Consider the following 25588-nt stretch of genomic DNA (forward strand, 5'->3'; position numbering starts at 1 on the left):
ACCCAAGGACCGTCTTAGTCTCTGCCGTAATAAATACGATGTGGCTCCAGCTGACCTTCCAGCAGCTCATCGACCGTTACCAAAGTATAGCCGTTACTCTTCAGATACTCGAGAACACTTGGCAGAGCGTCAATACTAGTCTGGTGAATATCATGCATGAGAATAATTGAGCCTGGCTGAGTTTTAGCAATCTCTTGCATAATAGCCTTAGTATTGCGTGTCTTCCAGTCTAGACTGTCTACATTCCACATGATAAAGGACTGGTCAACCGAATTTTGGATTGTGGCATTAATGGCTCCATAAGGAGGCCGCGTAATCGTTGGCTTAATGCCTATGACATTGTTAATAGCGGTCTGGGTATCAAGGATTTCTTTTTGAGCTGACTCCAGAGGTAGTTTGGTTAAGACTGGATGGTCCCATGTATGAATCCCAATCTGATGACCTTCATTGTGCACGCGCTTGACGATCGCTTCATTACCAGCAATGTTTTGACCAACCATAAAGAAGGTCGCCTTGGCACCATATTTCTTGAGGATATCCAGAGCCTGGGGTGTTGTCTTAGGATCTGGACCGTCATCAAAGGTCAGAGCAACCATTTTCACATGCTTCTTAGCTTCAAAACTCTGATAAGCTGCCAAGTCATCGCCGGTCAGATAGTCCGCATTAATCTGGTCATAAAAACTGGATAAAGGAACGTCAATGCTGGTTAAGCCTTGCACTTCCTTACTCAGCTTAATAGAAAAATGGCTGTACTCATAACGGAAGGACCACTGACCCAACTCCGTTCCATTGAGGTTATTAAGAATTTCCGTCTGCACCGCCTCATCGGCCTGTCTAAAGGTCAGCTGGCTGGATATTTCGTTGATGAAGATTTCCTTAGCTGCATCGGGATCCTGAAAGAGCTTATCCAGAGTGAAAGGGCTGCCGTCTGCACCGAGATAGCTGTCAGCAACTTCCCGCTCTTCTCCTTTACTGATTTTCATCTCTTTGACATGATAGTCCTTGCGATGCACCAGTATTTCTTTGACGTCCTTCAGGCTCGTTTCTTTTTCCTCAGCATAGTAGAAGGTCAATTCTTCAATCTTATCGCCCTTCTTCTGATTATCCTTAATCGTCTGGCTATCTGCGTCCATCTGCTCCTTGACACTTGCCATAACCTGACCATCCAGCAGAGGATAAAAGGCCTCTACATAGTGGCTGCCAATCATCTTGCTCTGCTTTTCAGTATTTTCAGCGTGGAAGGTCTCTTCTTGGGCAATCAGCACACTAACCTTCTCTTGCAGTTCCTTTTCCTGGAAAATAGCGTAAATTTTTACAGCCCCCAGAAATAGAGCAGCAACAAAAGCTAAACCTAGCAAGCCGAGAACGATGAGTGTTTTCTTACCGTGTTTCTTGTTATTTTGTCTTTTCATACACCTGTCCTAAATGAATAAAAATCATCATTTATCTTGCAAAATTAACTACAGTTAGATGTTAAAGACTCTTCTCACGAATGACTTCCACCTTGTAGCCATCAGGATCTTTTACAAAATAATAATTAGGCGGGTTGCCAGGAAGACCCTTTGGATCTGTCACTTCATATCCTTTGGCCTTGTGCTCAGCATGCAGACCTTCTAAGTCTGGCGTGCTAAGTGCCACATGAGCAAAGCCATCCCCAATCACATAAGGACCATGGTCATAGTTATAGGTCAGTTCCAGCTCATAATCATCGCCTTCCAAACCTAGATAAACGATAGTAAACTGATAATCTGGAAAATCCTTGCGACGAAGCTCCTTAAAACCAAAAGCCTCTGCATAAAAAGCGATAGACGCTTCCAAATTCTCCACACGCAAACAAGTATGTAACATTTTTGATGCCATAATTTCACCTCATTCTTTCTTGTTTATTATTATACCCTATTTTGGGCAAAACTTATATTAAATTTTTAAAAAAGTAAGTAAAAGCAGATAAAAAGCAAACCAATAAGGCCTGCTAAGAATTGTTTTTCAAAAAATGTTCAATGAAGTCGCTATACGAATTCCATTGAGGCATGAGAATGCTTTCTTTCTCCGCACTTCTTTTGATTTCAAAATATTGGTCAACCCATTCGGCATAACCTGAATGCATATGATTTGTGACCATTTCGGCAACCAAAGGCTGACTCAACATGAACTTCATTACTGGAACTAAGAGAAATAGGGGCAGGGATAGATATTTAGTAGGTTTATAACGATGTTTAGGAATGCCATATCGCTGACAGAGTTCTAAACCTTCTCGCCAAGCGCAAATCATCTTTCGAATTGCTTTTTTATCTTTCAAGAGTGCATCAAAAGACCCCACTTCTGCAACTGCACCTGCCATTACCGCCTCCTGAAGGCAGTGAACCTTCATCCAAGAAGCCAAGTTAGGCATAGCATCAATGCCTATCCCACTAGCTGTGAAAATAGGAGACAACTCTGATGTATAAGAATCATCATCAAGTAACGTAGCTTCTTTGAAAATGATAGCTTGGATCCGACCATCACTCTTTCGCCCTCCTCCAACAGAAGAAGGAAAAGCTAACGACACCTGCTTTCTGTTCAAATAAGAAGGAATCTTGGAGTTGATATTCCAGTTATTCTGTAAAATAAGTAAATGAGCTTTTTCCTTTATAGCCGCTAAATGATTCAATGCCTGCTCTAGTTGCAAACTATTTACCGTTAAGAGAATCAGGTCATAGTCTTGATCAATACTCGTCACCAATGGCGGCTGGAAATGATGTTCTTTATAGACCTGTTCGTCTTTCCTTAAATCTTTAATAGAAAGTGTGAAGCCTTGCTCTAAAGTCGACAGCTTATGTTCTCTAACTAAGACAGTAACTTGATGCTGATTAGACAGTAACCAAGCGTATGTCAAACCAATTGTGCCAGCACCATAAACCAAAATGTTCATATTAAGCCTCTCCCGCTATTTAACAGAACGCTTTTTCGTTTCTTTCAGGAGCAGTTTAACTTCAAAGACCGTACCTTTTGGTTTGTTGTCCTTGACATAAATAGAGCCTTTGAAAGCATCGACAATCTGCTTAGCCAGAGAAAGCCCCAGACCAAAGCCACCTTTCTGACGGGTCCGAGCCTTGTCCACCCGATAAAAGCGATCAAAAATCTTCTTTTTATCTTCATCGCTGATACCAGGACCATTGTCCGCCACTCGGAAAATAAGGTAGCGATCTGTCGAAGTAGCCATGACACTGATTACGCCATCATCATCTGTGTACTTGATAGCATTGTCAAATAGAATGGTCATCAGTTGTTTGAGAAAAATTTGATCGGTCACAATAGGGTGCTTGATCATATTTTCTGAATGAAAGGCTTTTTTATTCTCCCTTGCGATAATACAGTAATTAGCAAAGGTCGTATCAAAAAATTCTGGTTCAACTTCACCATATTGTGGCTTGATGCCATCATCGCGGCGGGCCAGGTTGAGCAGATTGGTCGTCAGCAAGCGCATATTCCGTACTTCATCCAAGCTAGAAGCAATATTTTCACTGCTCTGCATTATTGTAGCTTCAGGCTTACGAAAGAGCGTCTCTAAGCGGCTCTGCAATACTGCCAGAGGAGTCCGTAGTTCGTGACTGGCATTTTCCACAAAAGCCTTCTGCTTCTGGATACTTTCCAGCAGAGGCTTGACACTCATCCGAGCAAGGTAAATACTGGCAATCAGGGAAATTCCCCAAAAGCTGACCATGACCATGGCAATCAACTGCTCATGCTTGCTGCTGGTCTGCTCCAGCTGGCTGATACTAGTCATGACCACAGCGTACTTGATATCAGGATACTCATTTTTAGGATCAATATCAAAGAGATAAGCCCGATAGCTCTCCGTTTGGCCAAAGCTGTTACCAATCACAATTTCCTTGATTTGATTTAGATAGGACTTGTTAAACTCTAATGAATTAAAGTCCAGAAAACCATCGCTCTTGCTGGTGGAAATATTTTTATAATCATCATCCAAAAGCAGGGCAAAAGTATTAGAGCTGACATTTGGCGTAGTTAGATTGTTAGGCTTAGGCTCTTCATCTGAATCACCATCTGGCTCTTTACTGCTTTTAGGACTTTTAGAATTGACCTTATTGCTTGGATCAGACTGCTGGCCTGTCGTCCGATAGGCCAAATCAGCTACTGAACTAGGATCATTACTCAGGTTTTTCAGATTTTCATCAACTGACGTATAAAGGCTGGAGCGCATAACCTGAATAATAATCAAGGTCATGGCTGAGAAGATTAATGTAAACAACCCAAAATAGCGAATGAAATAAGAGAAATCATCCGCATAAAAGGTCTTCTTGATTTTATTCAGCATCTTTTAAAATGTAGCCGACACTACGAAGAGTATGTAGGTTTTTCGCAAATGCCGTTCCTTTCAGTTTTTTACGAATCTTTGAAACGTACACTTCGACAACGGAAACAGTGGTATCACTGTCAAAGCCCCACAGACGGTCAAAAATTTGAGTCTTAGGCAAGATTACATTTTGATTTTGCAGGAAATAAACCAAGAGGTCGAACTCTTTACCAAGCAACTCTACGTCTTTACCAGCCTTCGTGGTTGAATTTGTAGATAGGTTGACAGTTACATCACCATAAGAAAGAGTATTCTCGTTGAATTTACCAGCGCGTTTCAAGAGCGCCTGGATCCGCATTTTCAGTTCTTCCAAATAGAAAGGTTTTGTCAGATAGTCGTCAGCTCCGAGCTCAAAGCCATGTCCTTTGTCATCCAAGCTTTCCTTAGCTGTCATGATGAGAACAGGTGTTGTAACTCCTTTTGCTCGGAGATCTTTCAGCACTTGGAAACCGTCCTTTTCAGGCAGCATGAGATCCAGCAAGATGAGGTCATAAACACCGCTTTCTGCTTCATATAGACCTTCTTCACCATCAAAAACCTGCATTACATCTGCAAAATCATCTAAAAAATCAAAAACTGAGTTTGACAGTCCAAGGTCATCTTCTACCAATAGAATTTTAATCATTTTTCTTTCCTCCAATAAAACTTTCCAAGATTATGTCTTTTGGTTTTTGTTTTATTTGCTATTCTTATTATATCATGACTTGGGTCAAAATCAGTAAGTTTTTTCTACGACTGCGACGTTTTATTTTCTTTTGTCGACTTATTATTGTTCTTGTCCGATTGTTCGTTTGTGTTCGTTGAAGACTTTTTCTTGTTTTTCTTCCCGTTGTCATTTTGCTGAGCAGAAGAATTCTTGCTCTTGTCATTGTCAGACTGCTGGCCGTCTTGAGGCGGCATTCCTTGGTCTTGACCGTTCTGTCCTGGACCACCATCCTGCGGCTGCATGCCATTACCTGGTCCACCATTTTGACCATTCTGACCAACTTGTGGCGGCATTCCATTTCCTGCATCCTGGCCATTCTGACTCTGCTCCGGTGCTCCAGGCATAGTAGCTGGCTGTTGAATAGCTGATTGCTGATTGTTTGTACCGTGAATAGCTGTCGCAAGACCATAACCGCCCAGAAGTCCGACTGCTAGAGCACCACCCGTTGCAACCGTCAGCCACCATTTAGTGCTTTTTTCTACAACAATCATTTTTTCCATATCCATTTAATATGTTCCTTCTTTCTTTTGTAAATTTTTCTATCTGTTTCTATCAAACAAGAAGCTAATGCAGCTTACAAGTCATCCCATACACATCCTTTCACTTGAATAGCATTATCATATAGATTTTTACTTAAACAGGACTGAATTTTTTCTTAAAAAAGGCTGAAAGATAGGGAAAATAGTTTATGAAAAGTGCTTTTTCAATATACGGCTATATTTATCTAATAAAAGAAAATCAGCTAATCTTGAAGACAGAAGATTGAGTTTAGCAAATAAAGATGCCCCCCGCCCCATCAGGATGACTCTTTGATGAGACTTAATACCTTTTAGCAAAGCTAGGCAAACCTCGTCTGTAGTTGAAATCTTAATCCCCATCTCTTTCCAAACAGGATGGTAAGGCTTTTCTGAGGGTGTATCCGCAGCATTGGGACAAAAATAGGTTAAATACACCTTTTTCCGCTCCTGTTTTAATTCGCGATTCATTGATTCAATAAAAGAAAAAATCCCTGCGCGACTAGCCACATCTACGCTATAGTAAGGGAAAGCGAGCCGCCCATCTGCAAAACCGCCAGAATGCACAATTGTAGCACCTTTTTCATTTGCTAATAAGGGCAGAAAAATCTTGCTAATCAGAATGGCGCCAGATAAATTGATTAACAGTGTCTGCTCTATGTCCTCAAAGGAATGCGCTGACAAAGACTTTCTTACATCAAAACCAGTTGCATTGATAACAATATCTATACATTCCGACCACTCTTGTATCTCTGATACTACATTTTTTAGAGACTCTTCACTTGTTATATCCACTGATCTTATTGGAATAAAAGACGAAAATTCTTGCACAAATATCTTTAACTTATCTATATCTCTTCCTAAGAGAAATAACCTAGCACCTGCTTGATGAAAAGCACGTGTATAGACTCTTCCCAAACTGCCACTTGCACCAATAATTACAACCTTTTTATTTTTAAAATAATTATCAAACATATAATTCCCCATTCTCTAGTGAGTCTTTTGTGATAAATTCAATAAAACAAGTCCGACAATAACTAGACTTATCCCTAAAAGGCTTACAGCTGTTACTTTTTCGTGCCAAAGCAGAATAGATAATATCGTTGTCCCTACTAGACCTATTGCAGACCAAATAGCGTAAGCTAGATTTAACTGAATGCCCTTTAAAGATAGAGATAAAAAGAAAAAGCACAAGCCATAAAACATCAAAGCAAGGCAACCGAAAAATAGTTTCGAAAAACCTTGAGATAGTTTTAAAAGACTTGTGGCGGCAATTTCAAATAGAATTGCGAGAGATAAATAAAAATAGTAAAACATTGTTTTCCTCCTAATATTCTAAATAACTAAAAAGTTAGCAGGAAAATCAATAGAGCTATCCGAGAGATGAAACAAAGCAAGTCCAAAGTGTACAGGCATTTGTCAAAATCATTGATTTTATGCTCGAATCTTTGGAGATAGATAAAGCTTTTCGACCACATAGCTCATCTAATGAAATCTGGTAAAAATCGGCTAGACGAATAAGACTTGCACTATCTAGAATCGTCTTATCATTTTCCCAGTTCGAGATGGTCTGCCGAGTCGTCCCTAGTGATTCTGCAATCTGAGCTTGACTATATCCTTTTTGCTCCCGTATAAGCTTCAATTGTTTTCCTAACATTATCTTTTCCTCCTCATCATACTTATTTTTTAGTTGTTTGGCTAGATGAAATTCTTTAACATTAGTGATTATTGTAGGTAAAAATTCTTTGACATGGCTATTATAACACGATTTACGTTTATCTTAAAATACTTGCCTATCTAAAACATTTGATACATCTATCAACCATTTGCCCCAAAAATCCTCAGTAAAAAAGACTGGGACGAAATTGTCTCAGTCTTGATTTATCATGTTCAAAAGCTCTGGATGCAGGAGCTGCTTATCTTTTTATGACTCTTTCTTAGAAAGACGGAAGCTGGATGAAGCTAGCAAGGTCGCAAAGCCAAGATAGGTGAGAAGAGTGCTCGAACTGCTTCCAGTTTTAGGCAGTTGACCTTGACTGGTTTGGTAGCTGACAGATAGCTGCATGTTGCTTGCTTGCTTACTTGCAGATCTTGGATACTGCAAAGTCTGGTTTGAAAGATGCTCAAATTTCTGTGCTGTTTGAATAGTAATTTCTGCAGGAGGTGTCGAAACACTAACCTGATTGGACTCTATCCGGTATTGATTATTAATCAGCAAGCTGAAATGATTGGTATAAGTTCTGCCTGAATACAAGAGTCGACCGACTGCTGCTGGAGCTAGGGTCTCGGTCGCAGAATTCAAGTCAGCATTGTAGCGTTCAAGCAGACCTGGTGCAGCAACAAAAGTCAAAATTCTGCTGCTCGGATCATAAGAAACCTCGTAACCAGGACTTTTCGCTCTAGTAGCTTCTAGATCTAATTCAAAACCTTCTGGCAGGCGATCTTCCAATACGAAAGAGTGAATTGGCAAGCGATAAGCAGGCAAAGCATCCGTTACCAGATTAAGGACAGCAAAACTTCCATGGCTAACCTCTTGTTGATGAATATTCTTCTTGGACTCATCCTCCAACTCTTCTCTGACTTTTAACTGGATAAAGAGCTGGTTATAGTGATAAGTTTGAGTCGGCGCTTGCGGACGGCTTGGCAAAGCTTGATAGCTAGGCTCAGCCGGCTTTTGAGGAAGTTCTTTATAGGTCGGCTTGTCAGGCTCCTCAATCAAAGGCAGGTCACTTTCTCTGACAGGTGACTGGGGCTCAGGCTGAAGAACTGGTTCTTTAGGGAGCTGTGGTTCCTGCAGATAGCTTGGCTCCTGAGACAGGTCCTCTAAAGCAATTTCTTCTTCATAAGCAGGCGGTTTCGGTGCTTCTCCCGCGCTTGCTTCAGGATCTTTTTGAGGTTTTTCTGGTTCTTTCAAATAAGATGGTCGTTGAGGTTCCTGTGGCAGTGGATTTTCGACCGGAGCTTGCGGAAGGCTCAGCAAGGGCTGCTCCTTCTCATAGGTCGGCTCTTCAACTGCAGTCGGCTCTGTCAATAGAGAAGGGGAGCTAGGTTCTTCTGGCACTTCCTGATAAACTGGCTTTTGAGGTTGAAGCGGCTCAGGCAGATAAGTTAGCTCTTGCGGCAGACTTTCCAAATCTCTTTCCGGTAGAACTGCTGGCTCCTCAGGCCGATTTGGAAGAGGAAGAGGCTGAGTTTCTGTCGGCTGGCTAGGAAGTTCTTGATAGGCCGGCTGATCTGGCTCTTCTGGCAAGGGTTGATAAACTGGCTGACTCGGAAGAGGCTGCAAGGCCTTGACTTCCTCATAAGCCGGTTCCTGAGGTTGAGCAACTTCTGTCGGAGCAACAGGCTTCATTGGAACACCTTTGGCTTTAATATCAGAGTTAAATACAAACCAAGCAGAACCCCGGTTTCGTGAACCAATGTCAAAGGAAATGACATCGCCTTGCGCCTTACCGACAATAGCGCCATACCAGTTATAAGGACTAGTAGGTGTATCCCACTTGTTGTGCTCAAAGCGAGAACCTTCCCGCTCAAAGTTAATAGAAATATCAGCGTGAACACTAGTATCTGGGTGAACATTAATGGCAGAGCCTGTAATAGGAATATATTCACCATTAAAATTCTTGATATATTCAATCGCAACTTTGTTCGTATTTAAAGACGAGAAGCTGACAAGCGAGCCTGTCATATCAAGCCTTTCTCCCGCCTCATCGAAAAACTCAGCTTGAACATTGACCCGAGAATGGCCATAAAAATCCAAGGTCCAGACAGTCAAGGTCGGATCCTTAACTAAGAAAACTGGCAGCTTATCCTGACTCTTCGTTGATTCTTTCAGAGTATAAGTGTAGACAACTTTAGCGATTTTCTTGCCCTGAATACTGGAATTTTTGATATTAGTATAAGTAGCTACCAGAGGCACATCTTTTTGTAAAATGACTTTAGTCTGATGTTCTTTCCCTTTTAAAACACTGGTCAAAGCAGTTATTCCTTGTTGATCCATTCCCCAAGAACGAACCTCATCAGTCAGCTCATCATTGGTATAGGTTCTAATAGAGGGATCAAGCGTCAAGACAGCCTGGGGCTCAGATTTGAAAACAAAAGGCTGGCTTTCAACCTTACTGAGATAACCTTCTTCATTTTTCTTAGCTTCAGCTTCTTGCAACTCTCTCTCAAAAGTTACAAGAGCTGCATCATACTTAGTTTTGGCTGTATCATAGGCAGCTTTTGCCTTCTTATATTCTTCCAAGAGCTTATCAAAGTCAGCTTTCAAGCGGGCATTTTTTCCCTTAATGCTTGCATTTTCCTGCTCAATCACTGCGTTCTGCGCTGAAATAGAAGCAAGGTTTGCCTCATAGTCTTCTTTTAGTCTTTGATTTTCTGCTTCAATCCTTGCAAGATTTGCTTGGTAGGTCGCCAAGGCTGCCTGATAAGCAGCTAATTTATTCTTGTTTTCTGTCTCAATCCGAGCAGTCGCCTCCTGATAGGTAAGTAAGGCTTTCTCATATGCTTCTCGACTTTTCTGATTGCTCTCGGTGATTCGAGCCACATCCTGCTCATATTGAGCTAATTGATTTTTATAAAGCTCTTGTTTTTCCTGATTTTGCTGACGAATCTGGGCGTTTTCAGCTTCAATGGCAGCATTACGGGCTGTTACTTCTGCTTTTTCTGTCTCATAGGCAGTTTGGCGCTTCTTATTTTCAGCTTGGACACGCTCAAGTTCAGATTGATAGGCAGTCAAAGCTGCTTGATGATCTCTCGCTTTGGCATCATTGGCCGCCTCGATTTCAGAGCGATTCTTTTGATAAGCAGCTAATTTGCTCTCATAGTCTTTCTCTGCCGCTTGATTTTTTTGACGAATCTCAGTCAATCGCTCTTGATATGCTGCCAAATCAGCCTGATACTGCTCCTTTAAGGCAGTATTTTTCTTCTGAACAGCTAGATTTTGGTCCTCAATCTCTTTATTCTGCTCTTGGATTTTAGCTAAGGCTATCTCATAAGATTGTTTAGCTGCTTGATTGGCTGTTTGAATGCGTTCTACTTCCTGCTGGTAAGCCCTTAAATCTGTCTGATACTGCTGTTCTAGTTCAGCATTTTCTTTCTGAATCCGAGCCAATTCTTTCTCATAGTCAGCCAAGGCAGCTTGATAAACAGCTTCTTTTTCTCCCTTAACCTGAGCCAATCTGGAAACTTCAGTTTCATACCGTTTGACTGCTTCCTGATAGGCCTTTTCAGCTGCCTGATTTCGTTCTGCAATGGCTGCATTTTCAGCTTGGGCAGCTTTGTTATGAGCTGAGACCTGAGCAAGCTTTTCTTCATAGCGACGCTTTGCTTCTGCATTCTTCTCCCGAGTAGCTTTCAGCTCTGTAGCATAGCTCTCCATAGCAGTTTGGTAGGCTGTTTTTGCTTGAGCATTTTCTTGTAAAATCCGTGAACGCTCCTCTTGATAGGCTGCTAAAGCTGCTTGATAGGAGGCTTCTTTCTCTTGATTGATTTTTACTATACGGCTCAATTCTGCTTGATAAGCCGTCCGTTTCTGCTCATAGTCTGCCTGAAGCTGAGCATTTTCAGCTTGAATACGGCTGGACTCTTGTTCATAGGAAGCTAAAGCCTTGTCATATTGGTTTTTCAAGGCTTGATTGGCAGACTCTGTCTGATTAAGCTCTTTCTCATATGTCTTCAACTGCTCCTGATAAACTGCTGTGGTTTCGCGTATTTCCTTGACTTGGGTCGCATAATCAGCTAGCACTGTCTCCCGTTTACTAGCAGCTTCTTCTGGATTTCTAGCTGTTCCTAAATCAACAGTTGCTTCCTGCTTTAGCTGGATACCTGCTTTCTCAGCCTCTGCCACAGCTTGGTCCAAGTCCGCATGGGAAACCTCCAAGGGAAGCTTGTCTTGACTTACTGGCTCTGACTGAGCAGGCGCAGCAGATTTCTGGGGCGCTTCGGCTGGCGAAAGGGCAACTTCAGAAAGGGCAGACTGATCTGCTGCTGAAGATACCTTCTCCTCTGCTTTTACTGATCCGGCAGCTACCAACAAAGCCGCACCCAAAACAGCTCCGCACAAGCCCTTAGAAAGGCGGCTCTTGCGGAAGCCATAGACTATTTTCTTTTCCATATAAACTCCATTTCTCCTTTAAACAGTTGCCTGTTTATTTCACATACTTTTCTATTTTATCAAAGCAAAGGCATATTAGCAATGTTTAAATACTCAAAATGATAAAGAAAAAGCCTGAGATAGGCTAATATCTCAGACTTTCTAGTTATTTTAATCAAATCTATCTGATTGCAGCTCGAATTGCTTTTTCCACTGCTTCTTTCTCACGATTCACCAGTTCAACACGAGCAGCTATTTCTTTGATTCCCATGCTGATATTTCGGCTAATCGCCATATCGTCCAACTGAGGCTCAAAGAAGGCTTTATACTCTGCTAATCTCTTCTCTGTCTTGAAGACCACTGCTGGGCTAATGACAAAGCTATCAAAGCTCATGTCGCCACCTAGCGCTGCCTTGATCCAGTCCCAATTCTCACGCGCCCAAGTCCACACTGCTTCTTGAGTAAAATCACGGCTGAGGAATCGAGCATACCAAGCTGACAAATCCTGCGGTTTCACAGTAAATTTGTCCTTCCAAGTCGCTAACAGTTCATCCAAGGTTTCCTTGTTCTTCGTATAAGAAAGGGCTGTAGAAAGAGCATTTTTGAAGCTTCCGTCATTTGAAGCGACATAGAGGTCCAGATAAAGCTTAGCCAGCTCCTTGCTTTCATGATGCTTGATTTGGTTGACCAATACCTGCAAGCGAATAGCGGCAGGGAGTTTTTCCAAATTATCACGATACTTGTCAAAAATCTGGCTAGCTTGAGCTTTAGCTGTCTCGTCGTCGGCCTTAATCATATTGCCCACAATCAGCTGACGAACCATCTCATCCTCATCGCTTTCACCTTCCTGCTTTTCAAAACCAAGGCGGTCAAAATTACTTTGACTGAGAACTTTCAACAGGGCTTTGTAATCTTCTTCTGTCTGACTGCCTTCATCCACAAAGCGGTTCAAGCCTTCCAGCACTTGGGAAACAGCTGAAACCACCATATAAGAAGTTTCGTTTGCTAGCTTGCTGATAACTGGCAGCAGGTCCGCATAGGAAATCTTACCTGACTCTGCTAGAAGTCGGCGCTCCTGCACGATTTGCAGTTTACTAATATTGTCCAAAGAGCTGAGATTATTCAGAAGAGCATCCAGCAACTCACCCTGATAATCTGTAATATAGTGGGCAGTGTTTTCTGTATTGAGACGCAGGGCCCCGTCATTTTGCGCTGCCAAGGCTGCATAATTGGGAATTTCCAGTCTTTCTGTCGTCAGTGTATCAGGGAGTCCTTGCCAGTTGCTATTGAGCGGTACTGGCCAGAGGCGACCTTTGTCTTCGTGCTCCCCAATGAAGAACTGCTTCTGCGTCAAAATCAAGGAGTCGTTTTCGACCTTGGCAGTGACGACTGGATACCCCGGCTGCTCTAGCCAAGCATCCATAAAGGCTGCTACATCACGGCCAGAAGCTTGAGAAAGAGCGTCCCATAGGTCACGACCGATAGTATTGCCATACTGATGCTTCTCAAAGTAGGCACCTAGTCCCTTACGGAAAGCATCATCTCCCAGCCAACGGCGCAGCATGTGCATGAGGCGGCTTCCCTTGGCATAGACAATCGCCCCATCAAAAAGAGTATTGATTTCATCAGGGTGCTTGACCTCTACATGGACCGACTGAACGCCATCTGTCGCGTCACGCTTGAGGGCATAAGGAGCTCCGCTGGTCTGGAAATCTTCAAAAATCTTCCAGCTAGGCTCAATCGCATCAACTGAGACATATTCCATCATATTGGCAAAGCTCTCATTGAGCCAGAGGTCATCCCACCACTTCATGGTCACTAGATTTCCGAACCATTGGTGGGCTAGTTCGTGTGCAACAACCAAGGCAACTGTCTGACGGCTCAGAGCTGTTGAATTTTCATCCACCAGCAGATAAATTTCCCGATAGGTTACCAAGCCCCAGTTTTCCATAGCCCCAGCAGAAAAGTCAGGCAGGGCCACATGGAGTGACTGAGGAATAGGGTACTTGACTCCGTAGTATTCTTCGTAAAATTCGATACAGCGAACCGCAATGTCCAAAGCAAACTCTAGATTGCTGGCTGGGTGGGCCTTGGTCGCATAAACTCCTACTAAAGTTCCATTCTTGGTTTTAGCAGTAATTCCTTGCATATCACCCGCAGCAAAAGCCAAGAGATAGGAAGACATACGTGGAGTCGTTTCAAACTTCCAAACGCCAGTCGCTTTGCGGTTTTCAACATCAATTTCTGGCATATTAGACAGAGCCAACTCACCCTCTGCTTGGTCAAATTTCAAAGCTAAATCAAAAGTTGCCTTAGCCTCTGGCTCATCTACACTCGGAAAGGCTTCGCGGGCAAAATGGCTCTCAAACTGCGTAGAAATAATCTCTTTTTTCACACCATCTACCGTGTAGTAAGATGGGTAAATCCCCGTCATATTGTCCGTAATCTTACCAGTATAAGTTATTGTCACAACTACAGGACCAGCTGCTTCCAGCTCAATATAAAGAGCTTCATTATCCTTATCCAGAGCGAAAGGACGAGCTTGGCCAGCCACCTCTACAGCTTCAACTGTCAAATCTTTTTGATGTAGGGAAATCTTACTCGTCTTAGCTTCTCCAGTAACGGTCACCTTGCCTGAAAAAGACTTGTCGGCACGATTCAGATCCAAAAAGAGATCATAGTGCTCAGGAACAAAAGTTTCAATAAAATGTTTAACTGCTTGCATAAGCTTCTCCTCATCTAACGAACATCATGGCAAAATTATTCTGCCACCCTTGTCCGCTTATAATCTGTTATTATTGTATCATATTTAAATGATTTCAGTGCAGAATAAATGTAAATGAAAAAGACAGGGGAATAACCTGTCTTCATTTATCATCACAACTCAATAATTTTACCTGTTTCAAAGTAAACAACCCATTCACAGATATTCTTAGCATAATCGCCGATTCGTTCCAAGTAAGAGATAACTTGGAAATAGTCGCGGCCAGTTACAATCAGCTCTGGATTTTGTTTGATTTCCTCTGTAGCAAGATCGCGAATATCATCAAAGTATTGGTTGATTTTCTCATCCATAGCTGCTACAGCATAGGCTTGGTCTACATTTCCATTGAGGTAGACGTTCAGAGTTTCTTCGACGAAATTCTTAACATCGCGCCCCATCTTGCTGATGGCATCTTCTACGGACTCGATGCGGACTTCTCCCTTCATCCGAACAGTAGCTTTGGCAATAGATACAGCGTGGTCACCCATGCGTTCCAAGTCACTGCTGGCCTTCAGCACGGTGATAACGGTCCGTAAATCCTGAGACACAGGCTGCTGCAAGGCGATGATTTCCAGAGATTTTTTCTCCAGTTTCACTTCGTATTCATTGACTTCGGCATCGTCTTCAATGACCTGACGAGCCAGTTCACGGTCATGTGTGACAAAGGCACGAACCGTTCGGTTAATCTGCGATAGGACTTCGTTTCCCATCGCGTAGAATTGATTATGAAGTTTTTCTAAATCTTCTTCAAATTGTACTCTAAGCATAAGATTCCTTTCTGTTATCCGAATTTACCAGTAATGTAATCTTCGGTCTCTTTATGGGCTGGATTGAGGAACATCTTCTTGGTTTCATTAAATTCAATCAAGTCTCCACCAAGGAAGAAGCCTGTTTTTTCAGAAATCCGAGACGCCTGCTGCATGGAGCGAGTGACCAAAAGCATGGTATATTTGTCTTTTAGACTGTAGAGGGTTTCCTCGATTTTCCCAGCTGAGATTGGATCCAAGGCTGATGTCGGCTCGTCCAAGAGAATGATCTTAGGACTAGTAGCTAGCACGCGAGCCACACAAACCCGTTGCTGCTGACCACCGGAAAGACCGATAGCAGAATCATGCAGACGGTCCTTGACCTCGTCCCAGATAGAAGCACCAATAAGGGAGCGCTCTACTGCTTCGTCCAAAACTGCCTTGTCCTTGACACCATTAATCCGAAGTCCATAGACCACATTTTCATAGATGGTCATAGGGAAAGGATTGGGCTGCTGGAAGACCATTCCGATTTCCTTGCGAAGCTCTACCGTATCTGTCCTCGGACCATAGATATTGTGACTGTTATAAATGACCGTTCCTGTAGTCGTTACTTCTGGATTCAGGTCGCCCATTCGGTTGATGGCCTTAAGCAAGGTTGACTTACCTGAGCCTGACGGTCCAATCAAAGCCGTAATCTCATTTGGCATGAAATCAAGTGAAACGCTATTGAGGGCTTTCTTTTTATTATAATAAACCGACAAGTCCTTGACTTGCAAAATAGGTTCTGTCATACGTTTTTCCTTCATTTTATTTTACATTCAACCAAAGACTAAGCTTGTTGAATCGTGATGAATACGGACGGCAGCTTAACCAAAGTGGCCTGAAACATAGTCATTAGTGGACTGAAGCTTGGCATTTTGGAAAATATTAGCCGTCTTATCATACTCAATCAAGTCGCCCAGATAGAAGAATCCAGTGTAGTCACTAGCACGGGCAGCCTGCTGCATATTGTGGGTCACAATGATAATGGTATAGTTGTTCTTAAGCTCAAACATGGTTTCTTCCAGCTGCATGGTCGCAATCGGATCCAAGGCTGACGCTGGCTCATCCATGAGCAGAATGTTTGGTTTGACTGAGATAGCACGGGCAATGCAGAGCCGCTGCTGCTGACCGCCAGAGAGTGTCAGGGCTGACTTGTGCAAATCATCTTTGACCTGATCCCAAAGAGCTGCTTGCTTAAGCGAGGTCTCCACAATCTCATCCAAAACCTTTCTATCTCTGACACCAGCCCGTTCATGAGCAAAGGTAATATTTCGATAGATGGACTTGGCAAAAGGATTTGGCCGTTGGAAAACCATGCCAATATGCTTACGCATTTCATAAACATTGATTTCAGGCCGGTTGACATCAATCCCCTCATAGAGAATCTCTCCAGTCACATTGGCAATATCAATGGTATCGTTCATGCGGTTGAGGCTGCGAAGATAGGTTGATTTTCCTGAGCCAGAGGGGCCAATCAAAGCAGTGATTTTGTTTTTTTCAAACTGCATATCAATGCCCTTGATGGATTCCTTTTTACCGTAGTAAACATGCAAATCCTTGGTCGACAGGGCTACCTTTTCTTCAGGAAAAGTAATGATATGTTTTTCATTCCAATTATATTCTGTCATTTCTTCTCCTTTAAGCAGAGGTTAATTTCTTATGCAGATAGCTGCCCAGTTTGCGGGCTCCCAGATTGAAAATCAAAATAAAAATCAGGAGAACCGCTGCTGAACCTGCAGAAACAGCCGTTCCATCAGGAATTGTACCCTCACTATTGACCTTCCAGATATGGACGGCCAAAGTCTCAGCCTGACGGAAGATAGAGATAGGACTAGTGACGCTGAAAATATTCCAGTTGGACCAGTCAAGAGCCGGCGCTGACTGACCTGCTGTATAAATCAAGGCTGCTGCCTCACCAAAGATACGACCAGAAGCCAGTACAATCCCTGTCACAATACTAGGCAAAGCTTCTGGGATGACCACATGCAGGACCGTTTCCCAGCGGGAAATTCCCAAGGCCAAACCAGCTTCACGTTGGGTGTGGTGGACATGACGCAGGCTGTCTTCGACATTCCGCGTCATCTGAGGCAGATTAAAGACTGTCAGAGCCAAGGCACCAGAAATGATTGAGAAACCATACTCAAACTGTACAACAAAGATCAAATAACCAAAGAGCCCGACTACTACCGAAGGCAGTGAAGACAGAATTTCAATACAGGTACGGACAAAGTTGGTTACTGGGCCTTTCTTAGCATACTCTGACAGATAAACCCCAGCCCCCATAGAAAGAGGCACAGAGATAATCAGAGTAATTACTAGCAGGAAGAAGGAATTGTATAGCTGAATCCCAATACCACCGCCAGCTTGGTAAGAAGAGGATTTCCCTGTCAAGAAAGACCAGGAAACATGAGGCAGACCTCTAACTAAGATATAGAGGATGAGAGAGGCAAGGATGGCAACAATGATACTCGCTATTGTGTAGAGAACACCAGTCGCAAATTTATCTAATTTCTTAGCGTGCATAGTTTTTCTTACCTCTTTCTTTTGTAATTAGTTTAATCACACTGTTAAAGGCTAAGCTCATCATCAAGAGCACCAGAGCCAGAGACCAGAGAACGTTATTGTCCACTGTTCCCATAACGGTATTTCCGATTCCCATGGTCAAGACAGAAGTCAATGTAGCTGCTGGCGTTGTCAAAGAGGTTGGAATCACCGCAGAGTTACCCACGACCATCTGGATAGCTAGAGCTTCACCAAAGGCACGCGCCATTCCAAAGACCACAGCTGTAAAGATACCTGAGCGAGCAGCCTTGAGTGTTACCCGCCAAATAGTCTGCCAACGCGTTGCGCCCATAGCCAGACTTGCTTCACGGTAATGACGTGGCACAGCCCGCAGACTATCCGTCGTCATAAAGGTTACTGTCGGCAAAATCATGACAAAGAGCACAAAAATACCAGACAAAATACCAAAACCAGTACCGCCAAAGACTGTACGGACAAAAGGAACTACGATTTGCAGACCGATAAATCCATAAACAACAGACGGAATACCAACTAAAAGTTCAATCGCCGGTTGCAGTATCTTTGCTCCTTTTGGAGACACCTCTGTCATAAAGACTGCTGCTCCAATCGCAAAGGGAGTTGCTATCAGGGCTGACAGAATGGTAACGATAAAAGAGCCTAAAATCATTGGCAGGGCACCGAATTCCTTACCAGAAGGATTCCAGACGCCACCAAAAAGAAAATCAAAAACATTAACGCCGTTGACAAAGAAAGTAGATAGCCCCTTCTGAGCAACGAAGATTAGAATCATAGCCACAATCACCACAATCAGTGATAGACAGGCAAAAGTCAGATAGCGGCCAAACTTCTCCAAGCGAGAATTTTTAGAAGGCGATAACAACTTTTTAGTTAATTCCTCATTTTTCATTTTGAATCTCCTTCTATTGCTGTGACATTCCCATCAGCGTCCTTGCTGACTTTCATATCGTTGATTGAGATATAGCCCATGCTGGTAACTACCCCTTTTTGAACATCATCTGACAGCATATATTCAAGAAACTCAGCAGCCAAACCAGTCGGCTTGCCTAGTGTATACATATGCTCATAAGACCAGAGCGACCAGTTATTGGTAGCAACATTTTCTGCTGTTGGCTCATAGTTATTGAGTTTCAAGGTTTTTACAGACTCATCAACATAGGCAAAGGCCAGGTAAGAAATCGCATCTGGAGTTTGCGAAACGATGTTCTTGACCATACCGTTGGAATCCTGCTCTTGACTCTGCACAGCTGATTTCCCATCCATGATGACACTGTCAAAGGTTGCTCGGGAACCAGAGCTAGCCGCACGATTGATAATTGAGATCTCCAAGTCCTTACCGCCCAGCTCTTTCCAGTTGGTGATTTCACCAGTGAAAATTTTCTGCAGCTGCTCGGACGTTAGATTATCCACGTCAACTTCTTTATTGACAATCACAGCAATGCCGGCCACAGCGACCTTATGGTCCACCAAGTCAGACGCTTTGATTCCTTCCTTCTCTTCAGCGAAAACATCAGAGTTCCCGATTTCAACAGCTCCTGACTGCACTTGAGACAGACCTGTACCAGATCCACCACCCTGAACATTGACTGTTTTACCGATGTTGTTAGAGCCAAAGTCATCAGCTGCCGCTTCAACTAAAGGCTGCAAAGCAGTTGACCCTACTGCTGTCATGGATTCACCACGGTCAATCCATGATGAACAAGCTGATAAGGTGAGTCCTAAGCCCAGAGCTGTCAGCGCTAAAGCAAATTTTTTCAATTTGTTCAAAAGATTTCTCCTTTAATAAAATCAAGAGGATGGGAAGTATCTTTAGTATTTCTTACTTAGCAGAAAGAAGCTTTTTTCAATACATTCACATCTTCAACTATATCATATAATACCAGCTTTTCCTAATATTTTATCTAAATCTCAGGCCTTTTGGAAAATAATTTTTCAGGGTTTTTCCAGTCACTTTTGCAAAGCCTAGGCCGTTCCCGCCAAGGACTAGTTGGTACCAGCCGTTTGGCTGCGCTTCTGCCAGTTCAATCGTCTCGCCAGCCGCATATTTCTTGAAGTCCTGATTACTGATTTCAACTCGATTTAGAACTTCGCTGGGCTTCATAGCCAAGCCTAGGGCAAAGCTAGGCTCAAAGCGATTCTTCTTAAACGTTCCTAGATGCAAACCATTACGAGCAATCTTTAGCTTGGACAGGTCTGGCAATCCAGCTGGCAACAAATAAAGATTGTCCCCAAAGGTCTGAAGCTCTCCAGTCAAGACTGTTTTTAGATGCTTGCTCTCAAAATCCTGCCAGAGTTTTCTTTGCTCGCTCGACAAACGATTCTTAGCTGATTTAATCTTCTTGTAGCTATTCTCACCAGTAAAGTGAAAATGAGCTGCAAACTGACCTTCACCTTTGAAGCGATGCGGATACATCCGAGCTGTCTCAGGAAAGCCAATTCCTTCAGTCATCCCGTTTATCTTAGGAATATCAATCAGTTCAAGTGGAAATTCTTCCAGTAACCAAGCAACGACGTCTTCATTTTCTTCAGGAGCCCAAGTACAGGTCGAATAAACCAGACGACCGTCCTTGGCAAGCATGCTCATAGCAGCTGTCAAAATTTCTCGCTGGAGCTGGGCGTATTGGGCTGGATAATCCGGAGTCCAATACTGGGTAGCATCCGGCTGCTTACGAAACATGCCCTCGCCCGAACAAGGGGCATCTAAAACAATCAGATCAAAATAACCTTCAAAGGCCTGAGCCAACCGCTCAGCTGATTCATTGGTAACAAGCACATTTCTGGCACCAAAGCGCTCAATGTTCTCCACTAAGATTTTTGAGCGTTTGCTGTTGATTTCATTGGAGACCAGCAGGCCCGTATTATCTAAAAAAGATAAAAGATGAGTTGACTTGCCACCTGGTGCTGCAGCTAAATCTAGGACCTTCATCCCCTTAGAGGGCGCTGCTATCTGGGCTACCATTTGAGCTGCTGGCTCCTGCGAATAAACCAGACCAGTCACATGCTCAGCAGACTTGCCAGACACCTTGCCATAAAAGCCCCAGTCTGTCTGAGGAATGGCATCTGAGAAATTCTGCTGGCCTTCTTTTAGAGGATTGCTGCGAAAGGCCGAAATCGGCTCCTCGTCAAAAGTCGCAAAAAAGTCCGCCGCTTCTGCGCCTAAAATCTGCTCATATTTTTCTTTAAAACCTTTAGGAAAGTCCATCTACTGCTTCCCCTTTTTTAAATAAGGCTTCAGAGCCGATAGTTTGCACTTAGGCGCCATCATGACAGGCTGTCGAGTCTGGAAATTTAGCCGACTGCCATCCAAGGTCTGGACGATAAAGCCTAGTTTCTTCGCCATAATCGAAGCCGCCGCATAATCCCAAGGCCAGTTGTAGGAGAAATAAGCTAGGAGACCGCCAGACAGCACCTTGCTAAAGCTAATCCCAGCACTGCCATAAACACGAACCCCTAAACACTCTCGAGCCAAGTCTGCCAAGCCCCAATCATTGGCTTGCAGCATACCGGCATTGGAAGCCATGAGAAAATCTTGAAAAGGCCGGTCCTCAAAAGCAGGAAGTTTCCAGTCGTTACAATAGACATCAAAGTCTCCGCCACCATGATAGAGCAGGTCTCTGGTCACATCATAGATCAGCCCAAAACGACCAATACCCTCTTCAAAATAGGCAATCATAACGGCAAAATCAGCCTTCTGAGTGATAAAGTTGGTGGTCCCGTCAATCGGATCAATCACCCAGACATTGCCATCAGTAATATCATGTCGGAGTCCATTTTCCTCCGCTAAAATAGCATCCTGCGGATAGCGGGCTAGAATCTTAGCCACCAAATCATCCTGAACCTTCCGGTCCATCTGGGTGACCAAGTCAGTGGCACTGGTCTTTTGACTCACATCCAAATCATCATAGAGATGTTCCTTCAAAAAAGCACCAGCTTGGTAGATGATTTCTTTAGCAAAATGAAATTTATTTTCCAAGAGAAATGCTTCCTTTACCTTTACTTTTTGCCTCTTGAACAGCACGATAAAGCGAATAACCGCTGACGTTTTCAAACTCTCGGCCGATTCGCTTCTCTTGGCCCTTGCTAGGAACAACTTGCTTGAAAGCCGCATAGGACTTCAAGAGCTTTTCCGCTTGGACTTTCTGTTCATAAGCTGCTTCTACATCATTAAAAAAAGAGAGCACCGAAGCAAGCTCTTCAGTGCTCCACGATAAATCTAGTGGGTAACTATAATTTTTGTTCATCTTTACTGAATATCTGCCCGCATGGTTGCGGATCTTAACTCTTCCTTACGATAACTACGAGGCAGGAAAGCACGAATTTCATCCTCGTTAAAGCCGATTTGCATCCGTTTGCCATCTAAAATAATTGGGCGACGCAAAAGACTGGGATTTTCCTCAATCAACTGAATCAAGGTTGAAATGGACAAATCCTCCACATCTAAATCTAATTTCTGAAAAATTTTTGAGCGAGTTGAAATAATGTCGTCTGTACCGTTCTCTGTCAGAGAAAGAATGTGTTGCAATTCGGGAGCTGACAGAGGGCTCGTCATGATATTATGTTCCTGAAAGGGCACTTCATGATTTAGCAGCCAAGCACGCGCCTTTCGGCAAGAAGTACAACTCGGCGATAAAAATAATGTAATCATGCGTTTCTCTTCTAATTCTGTATAATAACTACCTCTATTATACTAAATTTTATTTGGCTTGACTATATTTTTTTGAAAATTACTGCCGAATGTCATGAAAATATAAATTTTTCAACTATTTCGATAACCAGTCCAACTTCTAGCGATCCGTTCATCACTCTGCAGCTGAGCAATCAAGCTGTCAATACCATCAAACTTAACCATCTCGCGAATCTTATCGAGCCAGAAAATCCGAATGGTATCGCCGTAGATATCCTGAGAAAAATCAAAGATATTGACCTCAAAACGAAGCTCATCCCCGTCAAAAGTTACATTTTTCCCAACACTAGCCATACCGCGATAGCGCTGACCATTGTGCTCAACATCCGCGACATAAACACCATCTCCTGGAAGCAGGACTCGATCCAAAGGAGCTAGATTGGCTGTTGGATAACCAATCGTCCGTCCTCTGGCATTGCCATGAACCACAATGCCACGAGTAGACAAAGGGTAGCCAAGCAGCTCTTGTGTTTTCAGCATATCTCCGACAGCAATCGTCTCCCGAATCCGAGTGGAAGAAATCTTCCGATTATCCAAATTAACCGAGGGAACGATAACAATCTTGCCATTAAAATAATCTCTCAGCTCATGTGACTCTTTGCGGTCTGAGCCAAAATGATAGTCAAAGCCAGCTACCACGGCTTTGGCACGCAGACGAGACACGTACTTCTCAAAAAAGTCCCGAGCTGTATTGCCCGCAAAATGGCTAGTAAAATCAATCAGGTAAAGATAGTCAACACCCAGACTTTCCAGCTGCGCCATCCGGTCTTCAGGACTAGCTAGATGCAGCATGAGCTCAGGCTGATAGCGGACAAAGGCTAGCTTAGGCGACTCTGGGAAGGTCATCACTGCAATCTTTAGACCTTGCTCTGCAGCAATCTCTCGCGCTTTCTCAAAGAGTGCTTGATGGCCCTTATGCAGCCCATCGAAATAGCCTAGAACAAGGACTGTATCTTCTGTCTGATCAATCCCTTTTTCATCTATAATTCTCTTGGTTATCATCATTCCTCTATTTTACTACGCATTTGCTATTTTTACAATATCCGTTCCACTCTAAACTGCAAAATATTCAAAAAGATTTTTACCATTCAAAGACAGGATGTTTGTCAAAATCAGAAAAAAAGCAAAACAAAAGGACAGCAGTTGTGCAGTTGCTGTCCTTTTGTGAGGTTTAATGAGATTATTATAACATGCAAGCGCACATTTCATATTACAAAAGAGTAACAATCTTTTGACAATTCTACTGCGGATATTAAAGGAAGACTTTGCGGGGCTTATAGGCGACTTCCCGCTTTTCCAAAATGGCTACTAACTTCTCCTTATAAAAGCCAGCTAGCTCAGCTTCTTCTGACACCAAGCTGATAAAACGACCGTTTCTCACGTCCTCAGCCTGCTCGTCTGAGAGCTCAACTCTCACTAAATCTCCGATTCCTAATTCGAGTGGTTGGAGGAAGGAGAAATCATCTACTGCTACTCGCTCTGCTATTTCATCTAGGGTCAAGGCATCATCTAAGCTCATACCTGCTGAGGAAGTCCGTGTCAGCTGGGACATGTGACTGGCAAAGCCTAGCTTGGCTCCCAAATCAACAGACAGGGTTCGGACATAGGTCCCCTTGCTGCACTTGACTCGAAAACGAAAGCGGGCTTGCTCATCTTCATAGGAAATCGGACTGGTCCGCTCGAAACTATAGATGGTCACCTGCCGCTCTGGCCGCTCCACTTCTTGACCCGCTCTTGCATACTCATAAAGCTTGCGGCCATTGACCTTGACTGCAGAGTACATGGGCGGAATCTGGCAAATCTCCCCAGTCATGGACTCCATCGCTTCATCAATGAGAGCTTCTTCTAAAAGCTCTGTCACCGGCGTCCGCTCTAGGATGTCTCCACTGGCATCCTCTGTGGTTGTTGAGCAGCCTAGTGTAATCTCCCCCTCGTAGACCTTGCCTTCCTCCTGCATAAACTCGACCAAACGTGTCGCTTTGCCCACAGCAATCGGAAGCACCCCTACTACATCTGGATCCAAGGTTCCCCCATGACCGATTTTCTTGGTTTTTAAAATCTTGCGCAGCTTAAATACCGCATCATGCGAGGTCATGCCCGCTTCTTTTCTTAGGTTGATAATTCCGTTCATTGGTTAACTTTCTAAAAATACTAAAACTCTTTTTTGGAAATCCTTATACTGTTCATAGAGTGCGTGGCCACAGTCTGGCAAAATAATTAGCTGGCTATCTTTGATATGTTGATACAATTCGAGCGAAGCTTCTACACCTAGAACATCATCTTCTGCTGCTCCAATGATCAGCGTAGGACAGTTGATCTTTCCCAGAACTGCCAGACTATCATGTCTTAAGCAAGATATGGCCTGAATAGCAATCCGCTGTTTATCTTTAATACGACCAAAGATTCCCATTATTCGATAAAGGTATTTAAACTTTCCAAAAGATTTAGCCGTATAAGAGTGACTTGCAATATCCAACATCAGCTCCTTATAGGCTCCAGTCTGACTCAACTCAAGCCAACGAGTAATCCGCTCCCTACCAAGATTATTCAGTTTCGCAGTAGTAACTGTCAAAATCAATTTTTCAACTCTTTCTGGGAAATCTGCTGCCAACCATTGGGCAATCATACCACCTTGAGAAATTCCTAGGACAGCTACCGTTTTCAAACCTAAAACATCCATTGCTTCAGCTATATCAGTCGCCATATCTTGTGTTGTATAATTTTCTGGTAATTGATTGTTTCTGCTAAAAACATACACTTGGTAAGCTGTTGCGAAGCTCCTATAAGATAGGGCAAGCATTTGCGTCATTCCCTTAACAGTCGCCAAACCATCCCCTAGACCTGGAATGATGAGCAGCGGCTTCTTCCCTTTTCCAAAGGTCACATAGTCCATGCTTTTAGCGTTAAAACGCAGGACATGATTTTTTGCACGATAGACCATATTCAGAATCCTCTCAAAAGCGTACTTAAAAGAATAAGCAAAAATCAATTGTTAGTTTTTCAAAGCCATAGTTTTCGTAAAACTGATAGGTTCCCCGTATAGTATCCGCAAGCCAACTGTTTAAGGTCAGTACCTCGGCCACATTCTTGTAGGACGATTAAGTAGCTGTTCGAAACTGTTCGATTTAATTCAAAA

At 43.2% G+C, this 25588-nt stretch carries 24 protein-coding genes; all 24 read right to left on the reverse strand.

The window, feature by feature from the left end:
- Positions 1 to 14: 14 nt before the first annotated feature.
- A complete protein-coding gene (locus tag DQM55_RS06965) occupies positions 15 to 1412 on the reverse strand; it encodes a polysaccharide deacetylase family protein (protein WP_111675946.1) in 1398 nt (465 codons plus the stop codon).
- Positions 1413 to 1473: 61 nt separating this feature from the next.
- Positions 1474 to 1860: a lactoylglutathione lyase gene (gloA, locus tag DQM55_RS06970; protein ID WP_002895748.1), complete on the reverse strand. Its 387-nt coding sequence runs from the start codon at positions 1858 to 1860 to the stop codon at positions 1474 to 1476.
- 112 nt (positions 1861 to 1972) lie between these two features.
- The gene (locus DQM55_RS06975; RefSeq protein WP_061592832.1) at positions 1973 to 2911 is read right to left on the reverse strand and encodes a ketopantoate reductase family protein; all 939 of its coding nucleotides are present in this window, start codon (positions 2909 to 2911) and stop codon (positions 1973 to 1975) included.
- A 15-nt stretch (positions 2912 to 2926) separates the two neighbouring features.
- Positions 2927 to 4318, reverse strand: coding sequence for a sensor histidine kinase (locus tag DQM55_RS06980; RefSeq protein ID WP_002904314.1), 1392 nt, complete (start codon positions 4316 to 4318; stop codon positions 2927 to 2929).
- Complete coding sequence (locus DQM55_RS06985) at positions 4308 to 4982, reverse strand: response regulator transcription factor (protein WP_002897753.1); 675 nt, start codon at positions 4980 to 4982, stop codon at positions 4308 to 4310. Before DQM55_RS06985 ends, DQM55_RS06980 begins: the two co-directional genes overlap by 11 nt.
- Positions 4983 to 5086: 104 nt before the next feature.
- Entirely contained in the window at positions 5087 to 5569 is a 483-nt protein-coding gene (locus DQM55_RS06990; RefSeq protein ID WP_111675947.1) for a hypothetical protein, read from the reverse strand.
- Positions 5570 to 5749: 180 nt separating this feature from the next.
- Entirely contained in the window at positions 5750 to 6565 is an 816-nt protein-coding gene (locus DQM55_RS06995) for an SDR family NAD(P)-dependent oxidoreductase (RefSeq protein WP_002909957.1), read from the reverse strand.
- A 3-nt stretch (positions 6566 to 6568) separates the two neighbouring features.
- The gene (locus tag DQM55_RS07000) at positions 6569 to 6895 is read right to left on the reverse strand and encodes a DMT family transporter (RefSeq protein ID WP_002900559.1); all 327 of its coding nucleotides are present in this window, start codon (positions 6893 to 6895) and stop codon (positions 6569 to 6571) included.
- 55 nt (positions 6896 to 6950) lie between these two features.
- Positions 6951 to 7235 carry a helix-turn-helix domain-containing protein gene (locus DQM55_RS07005; RefSeq protein ID WP_002909958.1) on the reverse strand — a complete coding sequence of 95 codons (285 nt, stop codon included), beginning with the start codon at positions 7233 to 7235 and terminating at the stop codon, positions 6951 to 6953.
- A gap of 267 nt (positions 7236 to 7502) precedes the next feature.
- Entirely contained in the window at positions 7503 to 11693 is a 4191-nt protein-coding gene (locus DQM55_RS07010) for an LPXTG cell wall anchor domain-containing protein (protein ID WP_061592829.1), read from the reverse strand.
- Between the two features lie 160 nt (positions 11694 to 11853).
- Positions 11854 to 14397: a M1 family metallopeptidase gene (locus tag DQM55_RS07015; protein ID WP_111675948.1), complete on the reverse strand. Its 2544-nt coding sequence runs from the start codon at positions 14395 to 14397 to the stop codon at positions 11854 to 11856.
- A 152-nt stretch (positions 14398 to 14549) separates the two neighbouring features.
- Positions 14550 to 15203 carry a phosphate signaling complex protein PhoU gene (phoU, locus tag DQM55_RS07020; RefSeq protein WP_002895767.1) on the reverse strand — a complete coding sequence of 218 codons (654 nt, stop codon included), beginning with the start codon at positions 15201 to 15203 and terminating at the stop codon, positions 14550 to 14552.
- Between the two features lie 14 nt (positions 15204 to 15217).
- Entirely contained in the window at positions 15218 to 15976 is a 759-nt protein-coding gene (gene pstB / locus DQM55_RS07025; RefSeq protein ID WP_009660526.1) for a phosphate ABC transporter ATP-binding protein PstB, read from the reverse strand.
- 75 nt (positions 15977 to 16051) lie between these two features.
- On the reverse strand, positions 16052 to 16855 hold the full coding sequence (pstB, locus tag DQM55_RS07030; protein ID WP_002895769.1) for a phosphate ABC transporter ATP-binding protein PstB: 804 nt from the start codon (positions 16853 to 16855) through the stop codon (positions 16052 to 16054).
- Positions 16856 to 16865: 10 nt separating this feature from the next.
- Complete coding sequence (gene pstA / locus DQM55_RS07035) at positions 16866 to 17750, reverse strand: phosphate ABC transporter permease PstA (RefSeq protein WP_111675949.1); 885 nt, start codon at positions 17748 to 17750, stop codon at positions 16866 to 16868.
- Positions 17740 to 18657, reverse strand: a complete 918-nt coding sequence (pstC, locus tag DQM55_RS07040) for a phosphate ABC transporter permease subunit PstC (protein WP_002895771.1) — start codon at positions 18655 to 18657, stop codon at positions 17740 to 17742. Before pstC ends, pstA begins: the two co-directional genes overlap by 11 nt.
- Positions 18654 to 19535 carry a phosphate ABC transporter substrate-binding protein PstS family protein gene (locus DQM55_RS07045; RefSeq protein ID WP_111675950.1) on the reverse strand — a complete coding sequence of 294 codons (882 nt, stop codon included), beginning with the start codon at positions 19533 to 19535 and terminating at the stop codon, positions 18654 to 18656. Before DQM55_RS07045 ends, pstC begins: the two co-directional genes overlap by 4 nt.
- A 130-nt stretch (positions 19536 to 19665) precedes the next feature.
- Positions 19666 to 20970 carry an RsmF rRNA methyltransferase first C-terminal domain-containing protein gene (locus DQM55_RS07050; RefSeq protein WP_111675951.1) on the reverse strand — a complete coding sequence of 435 codons (1305 nt, stop codon included), beginning with the start codon at positions 20968 to 20970 and terminating at the stop codon, positions 19666 to 19668.
- Entirely contained in the window at positions 20971 to 21741 is a 771-nt protein-coding gene (locus DQM55_RS07055) for an inositol monophosphatase family protein (RefSeq protein WP_172454739.1), read from the reverse strand.
- The gene (locus tag DQM55_RS07060; RefSeq protein WP_002897770.1) at positions 21731 to 22009 is read right to left on the reverse strand and encodes a UPF0223 family protein; all 279 of its coding nucleotides are present in this window, start codon (positions 22007 to 22009) and stop codon (positions 21731 to 21733) included. Before DQM55_RS07060 ends, DQM55_RS07055 begins: the two co-directional genes overlap by 11 nt.
- Positions 22010 to 22011: 2 nt before the next feature.
- Positions 22012 to 22413: a Spx/MgsR family RNA polymerase-binding regulatory protein gene (locus DQM55_RS07065; protein ID WP_002906786.1), complete on the reverse strand. Its 402-nt coding sequence runs from the start codon at positions 22411 to 22413 to the stop codon at positions 22012 to 22014.
- A gap of 111 nt (positions 22414 to 22524) precedes the next feature.
- On the reverse strand, positions 22525 to 23454 hold the full coding sequence (locus tag DQM55_RS07070) for a bifunctional riboflavin kinase/FAD synthetase (protein WP_301280216.1): 930 nt from the start codon (positions 23452 to 23454) through the stop codon (positions 22525 to 22527).
- A 250-nt stretch (positions 23455 to 23704) separates the two neighbouring features.
- Complete coding sequence (gene truB / locus DQM55_RS07075) at positions 23705 to 24583, reverse strand: tRNA pseudouridine(55) synthase TruB (protein WP_111675953.1); 879 nt, start codon at positions 24581 to 24583, stop codon at positions 23705 to 23707.
- A 3-nt stretch (positions 24584 to 24586) separates the two neighbouring features.
- On the reverse strand, positions 24587 to 25393 hold the full coding sequence (locus DQM55_RS07080) for an alpha/beta fold hydrolase (RefSeq protein WP_111675954.1): 807 nt from the start codon (positions 25391 to 25393) through the stop codon (positions 24587 to 24589).
- Positions 25394 to 25588: the final 195 nt, after the last annotated feature.

The sequence above is a fragment of the Streptococcus sanguinis genome, assembly GCF_900475275.1.
GTDB lineage: Bacteria > Bacillota > Bacilli > Lactobacillales > Streptococcaceae > Streptococcus > Streptococcus sanguinis_N.

Excerpts from the sequence above, each read along its gene's own strand:
- DQM55_RS06965 (WP_111675946.1), bottom strand. The coding sequence starts at position 1,412 with ATGAAAAGACAAAATAACAAGAAACACGGTAAGAAAACACTCATCGTT.
- gloA (WP_002895748.1), bottom strand. The coding sequence starts at position 1,860 with ATGGCATCAAAAATGTTACATACTTGTTTGCGTGTGGAGAATTTGGAA.
- DQM55_RS06975 (WP_061592832.1), bottom strand. The coding sequence starts at position 2,911 with ATGAACATTTTGGTTTATGGTGCTGGCACAATTGGTTTGACATACGCT.
- DQM55_RS06980 (WP_002904314.1), bottom strand. The coding sequence starts at position 4,318 with ATGCTGAATAAAATCAAGAAGACCTTTTATGCGGATGATTTCTCTTAT.
- DQM55_RS06985 (WP_002897753.1), bottom strand. The coding sequence starts at position 4,982 with ATGATTAAAATTCTATTGGTAGAAGATGACCTTGGACTGTCAAACTCA.
- DQM55_RS06990 (WP_111675947.1), bottom strand. The coding sequence starts at position 5,569 with ATGGATATGGAAAAAATGATTGTTGTAGAAAAAAGCACTAAATGGTGG.
- DQM55_RS06995 (WP_002909957.1), bottom strand. The coding sequence starts at position 6,565 with ATGGGGAATTATATGTTTGATAATTATTTTAAAAATAAAAAGGTTGTA.
- DQM55_RS07000 (WP_002900559.1), bottom strand. The coding sequence starts at position 6,895 with ATGTTTTACTATTTTTATTTATCTCTCGCAATTCTATTTGAAATTGCC.
- DQM55_RS07005 (WP_002909958.1), bottom strand. The coding sequence starts at position 7,235 with ATGTTAGGAAAACAATTGAAGCTTATACGGGAGCAAAAAGGATATAGT.
- DQM55_RS07010 (WP_061592829.1), bottom strand. The coding sequence starts at position 11,693 with ATGGAAAAGAAAATAGTCTATGGCTTCCGCAAGAGCCGCCTTTCTAAG.
- DQM55_RS07015 (WP_111675948.1), bottom strand. The coding sequence starts at position 14,397 with ATGCAAGCAGTTAAACATTTTATTGAAACTTTTGTTCCTGAGCACTAT.
- phoU (WP_002895767.1), bottom strand. The coding sequence starts at position 15,203 with ATGCTTAGAGTACAATTTGAAGAAGATTTAGAAAAACTTCATAATCAA.
- pstB (WP_009660526.1), bottom strand. The coding sequence starts at position 15,976 with ATGACAGAACCTATTTTGCAAGTCAAGGACTTGTCGGTTTATTATAAT.
- pstB (WP_002895769.1), bottom strand. The coding sequence starts at position 16,855 with ATGACAGAATATAATTGGAATGAAAAACATATCATTACTTTTCCTGAA.
- pstA (WP_111675949.1), bottom strand. The coding sequence starts at position 17,750 with ATGCACGCTAAGAAATTAGATAAATTTGCGACTGGTGTTCTCTACACA.
- pstC (WP_002895771.1), bottom strand. The coding sequence starts at position 18,657 with ATGAAAAATGAGGAATTAACTAAAAAGTTGTTATCGCCTTCTAAAAAT.
- DQM55_RS07050 (WP_111675951.1), bottom strand. The coding sequence starts at position 20,970 with ATGGACTTTCCTAAAGGTTTTAAAGAAAAATATGAGCAGATTTTAGGC.
- DQM55_RS07060 (WP_002897770.1), bottom strand. The coding sequence starts at position 22,009 with ATGAACAAAAATTATAGTTACCCACTAGATTTATCGTGGAGCACTGAA.
- DQM55_RS07065 (WP_002906786.1), bottom strand. The coding sequence starts at position 22,413 with ATGATTACATTATTTTTATCGCCGAGTTGTACTTCTTGCCGAAAGGCG.
- DQM55_RS07070 (WP_301280216.1), bottom strand. The coding sequence starts at position 23,454 with ATGATAACCAAGAGAATTATAGATGAAAAAGGGATTGATCAGACAGAA.
- truB (WP_111675953.1), bottom strand. The coding sequence starts at position 24,583 with ATGAACGGAATTATCAACCTAAGAAAAGAAGCGGGCATGACCTCGCAT.
- DQM55_RS07080 (WP_111675954.1), bottom strand. The coding sequence starts at position 25,393 with ATGGTCTATCGTGCAAAAAATCATGTCCTGCGTTTTAACGCTAAAAGC.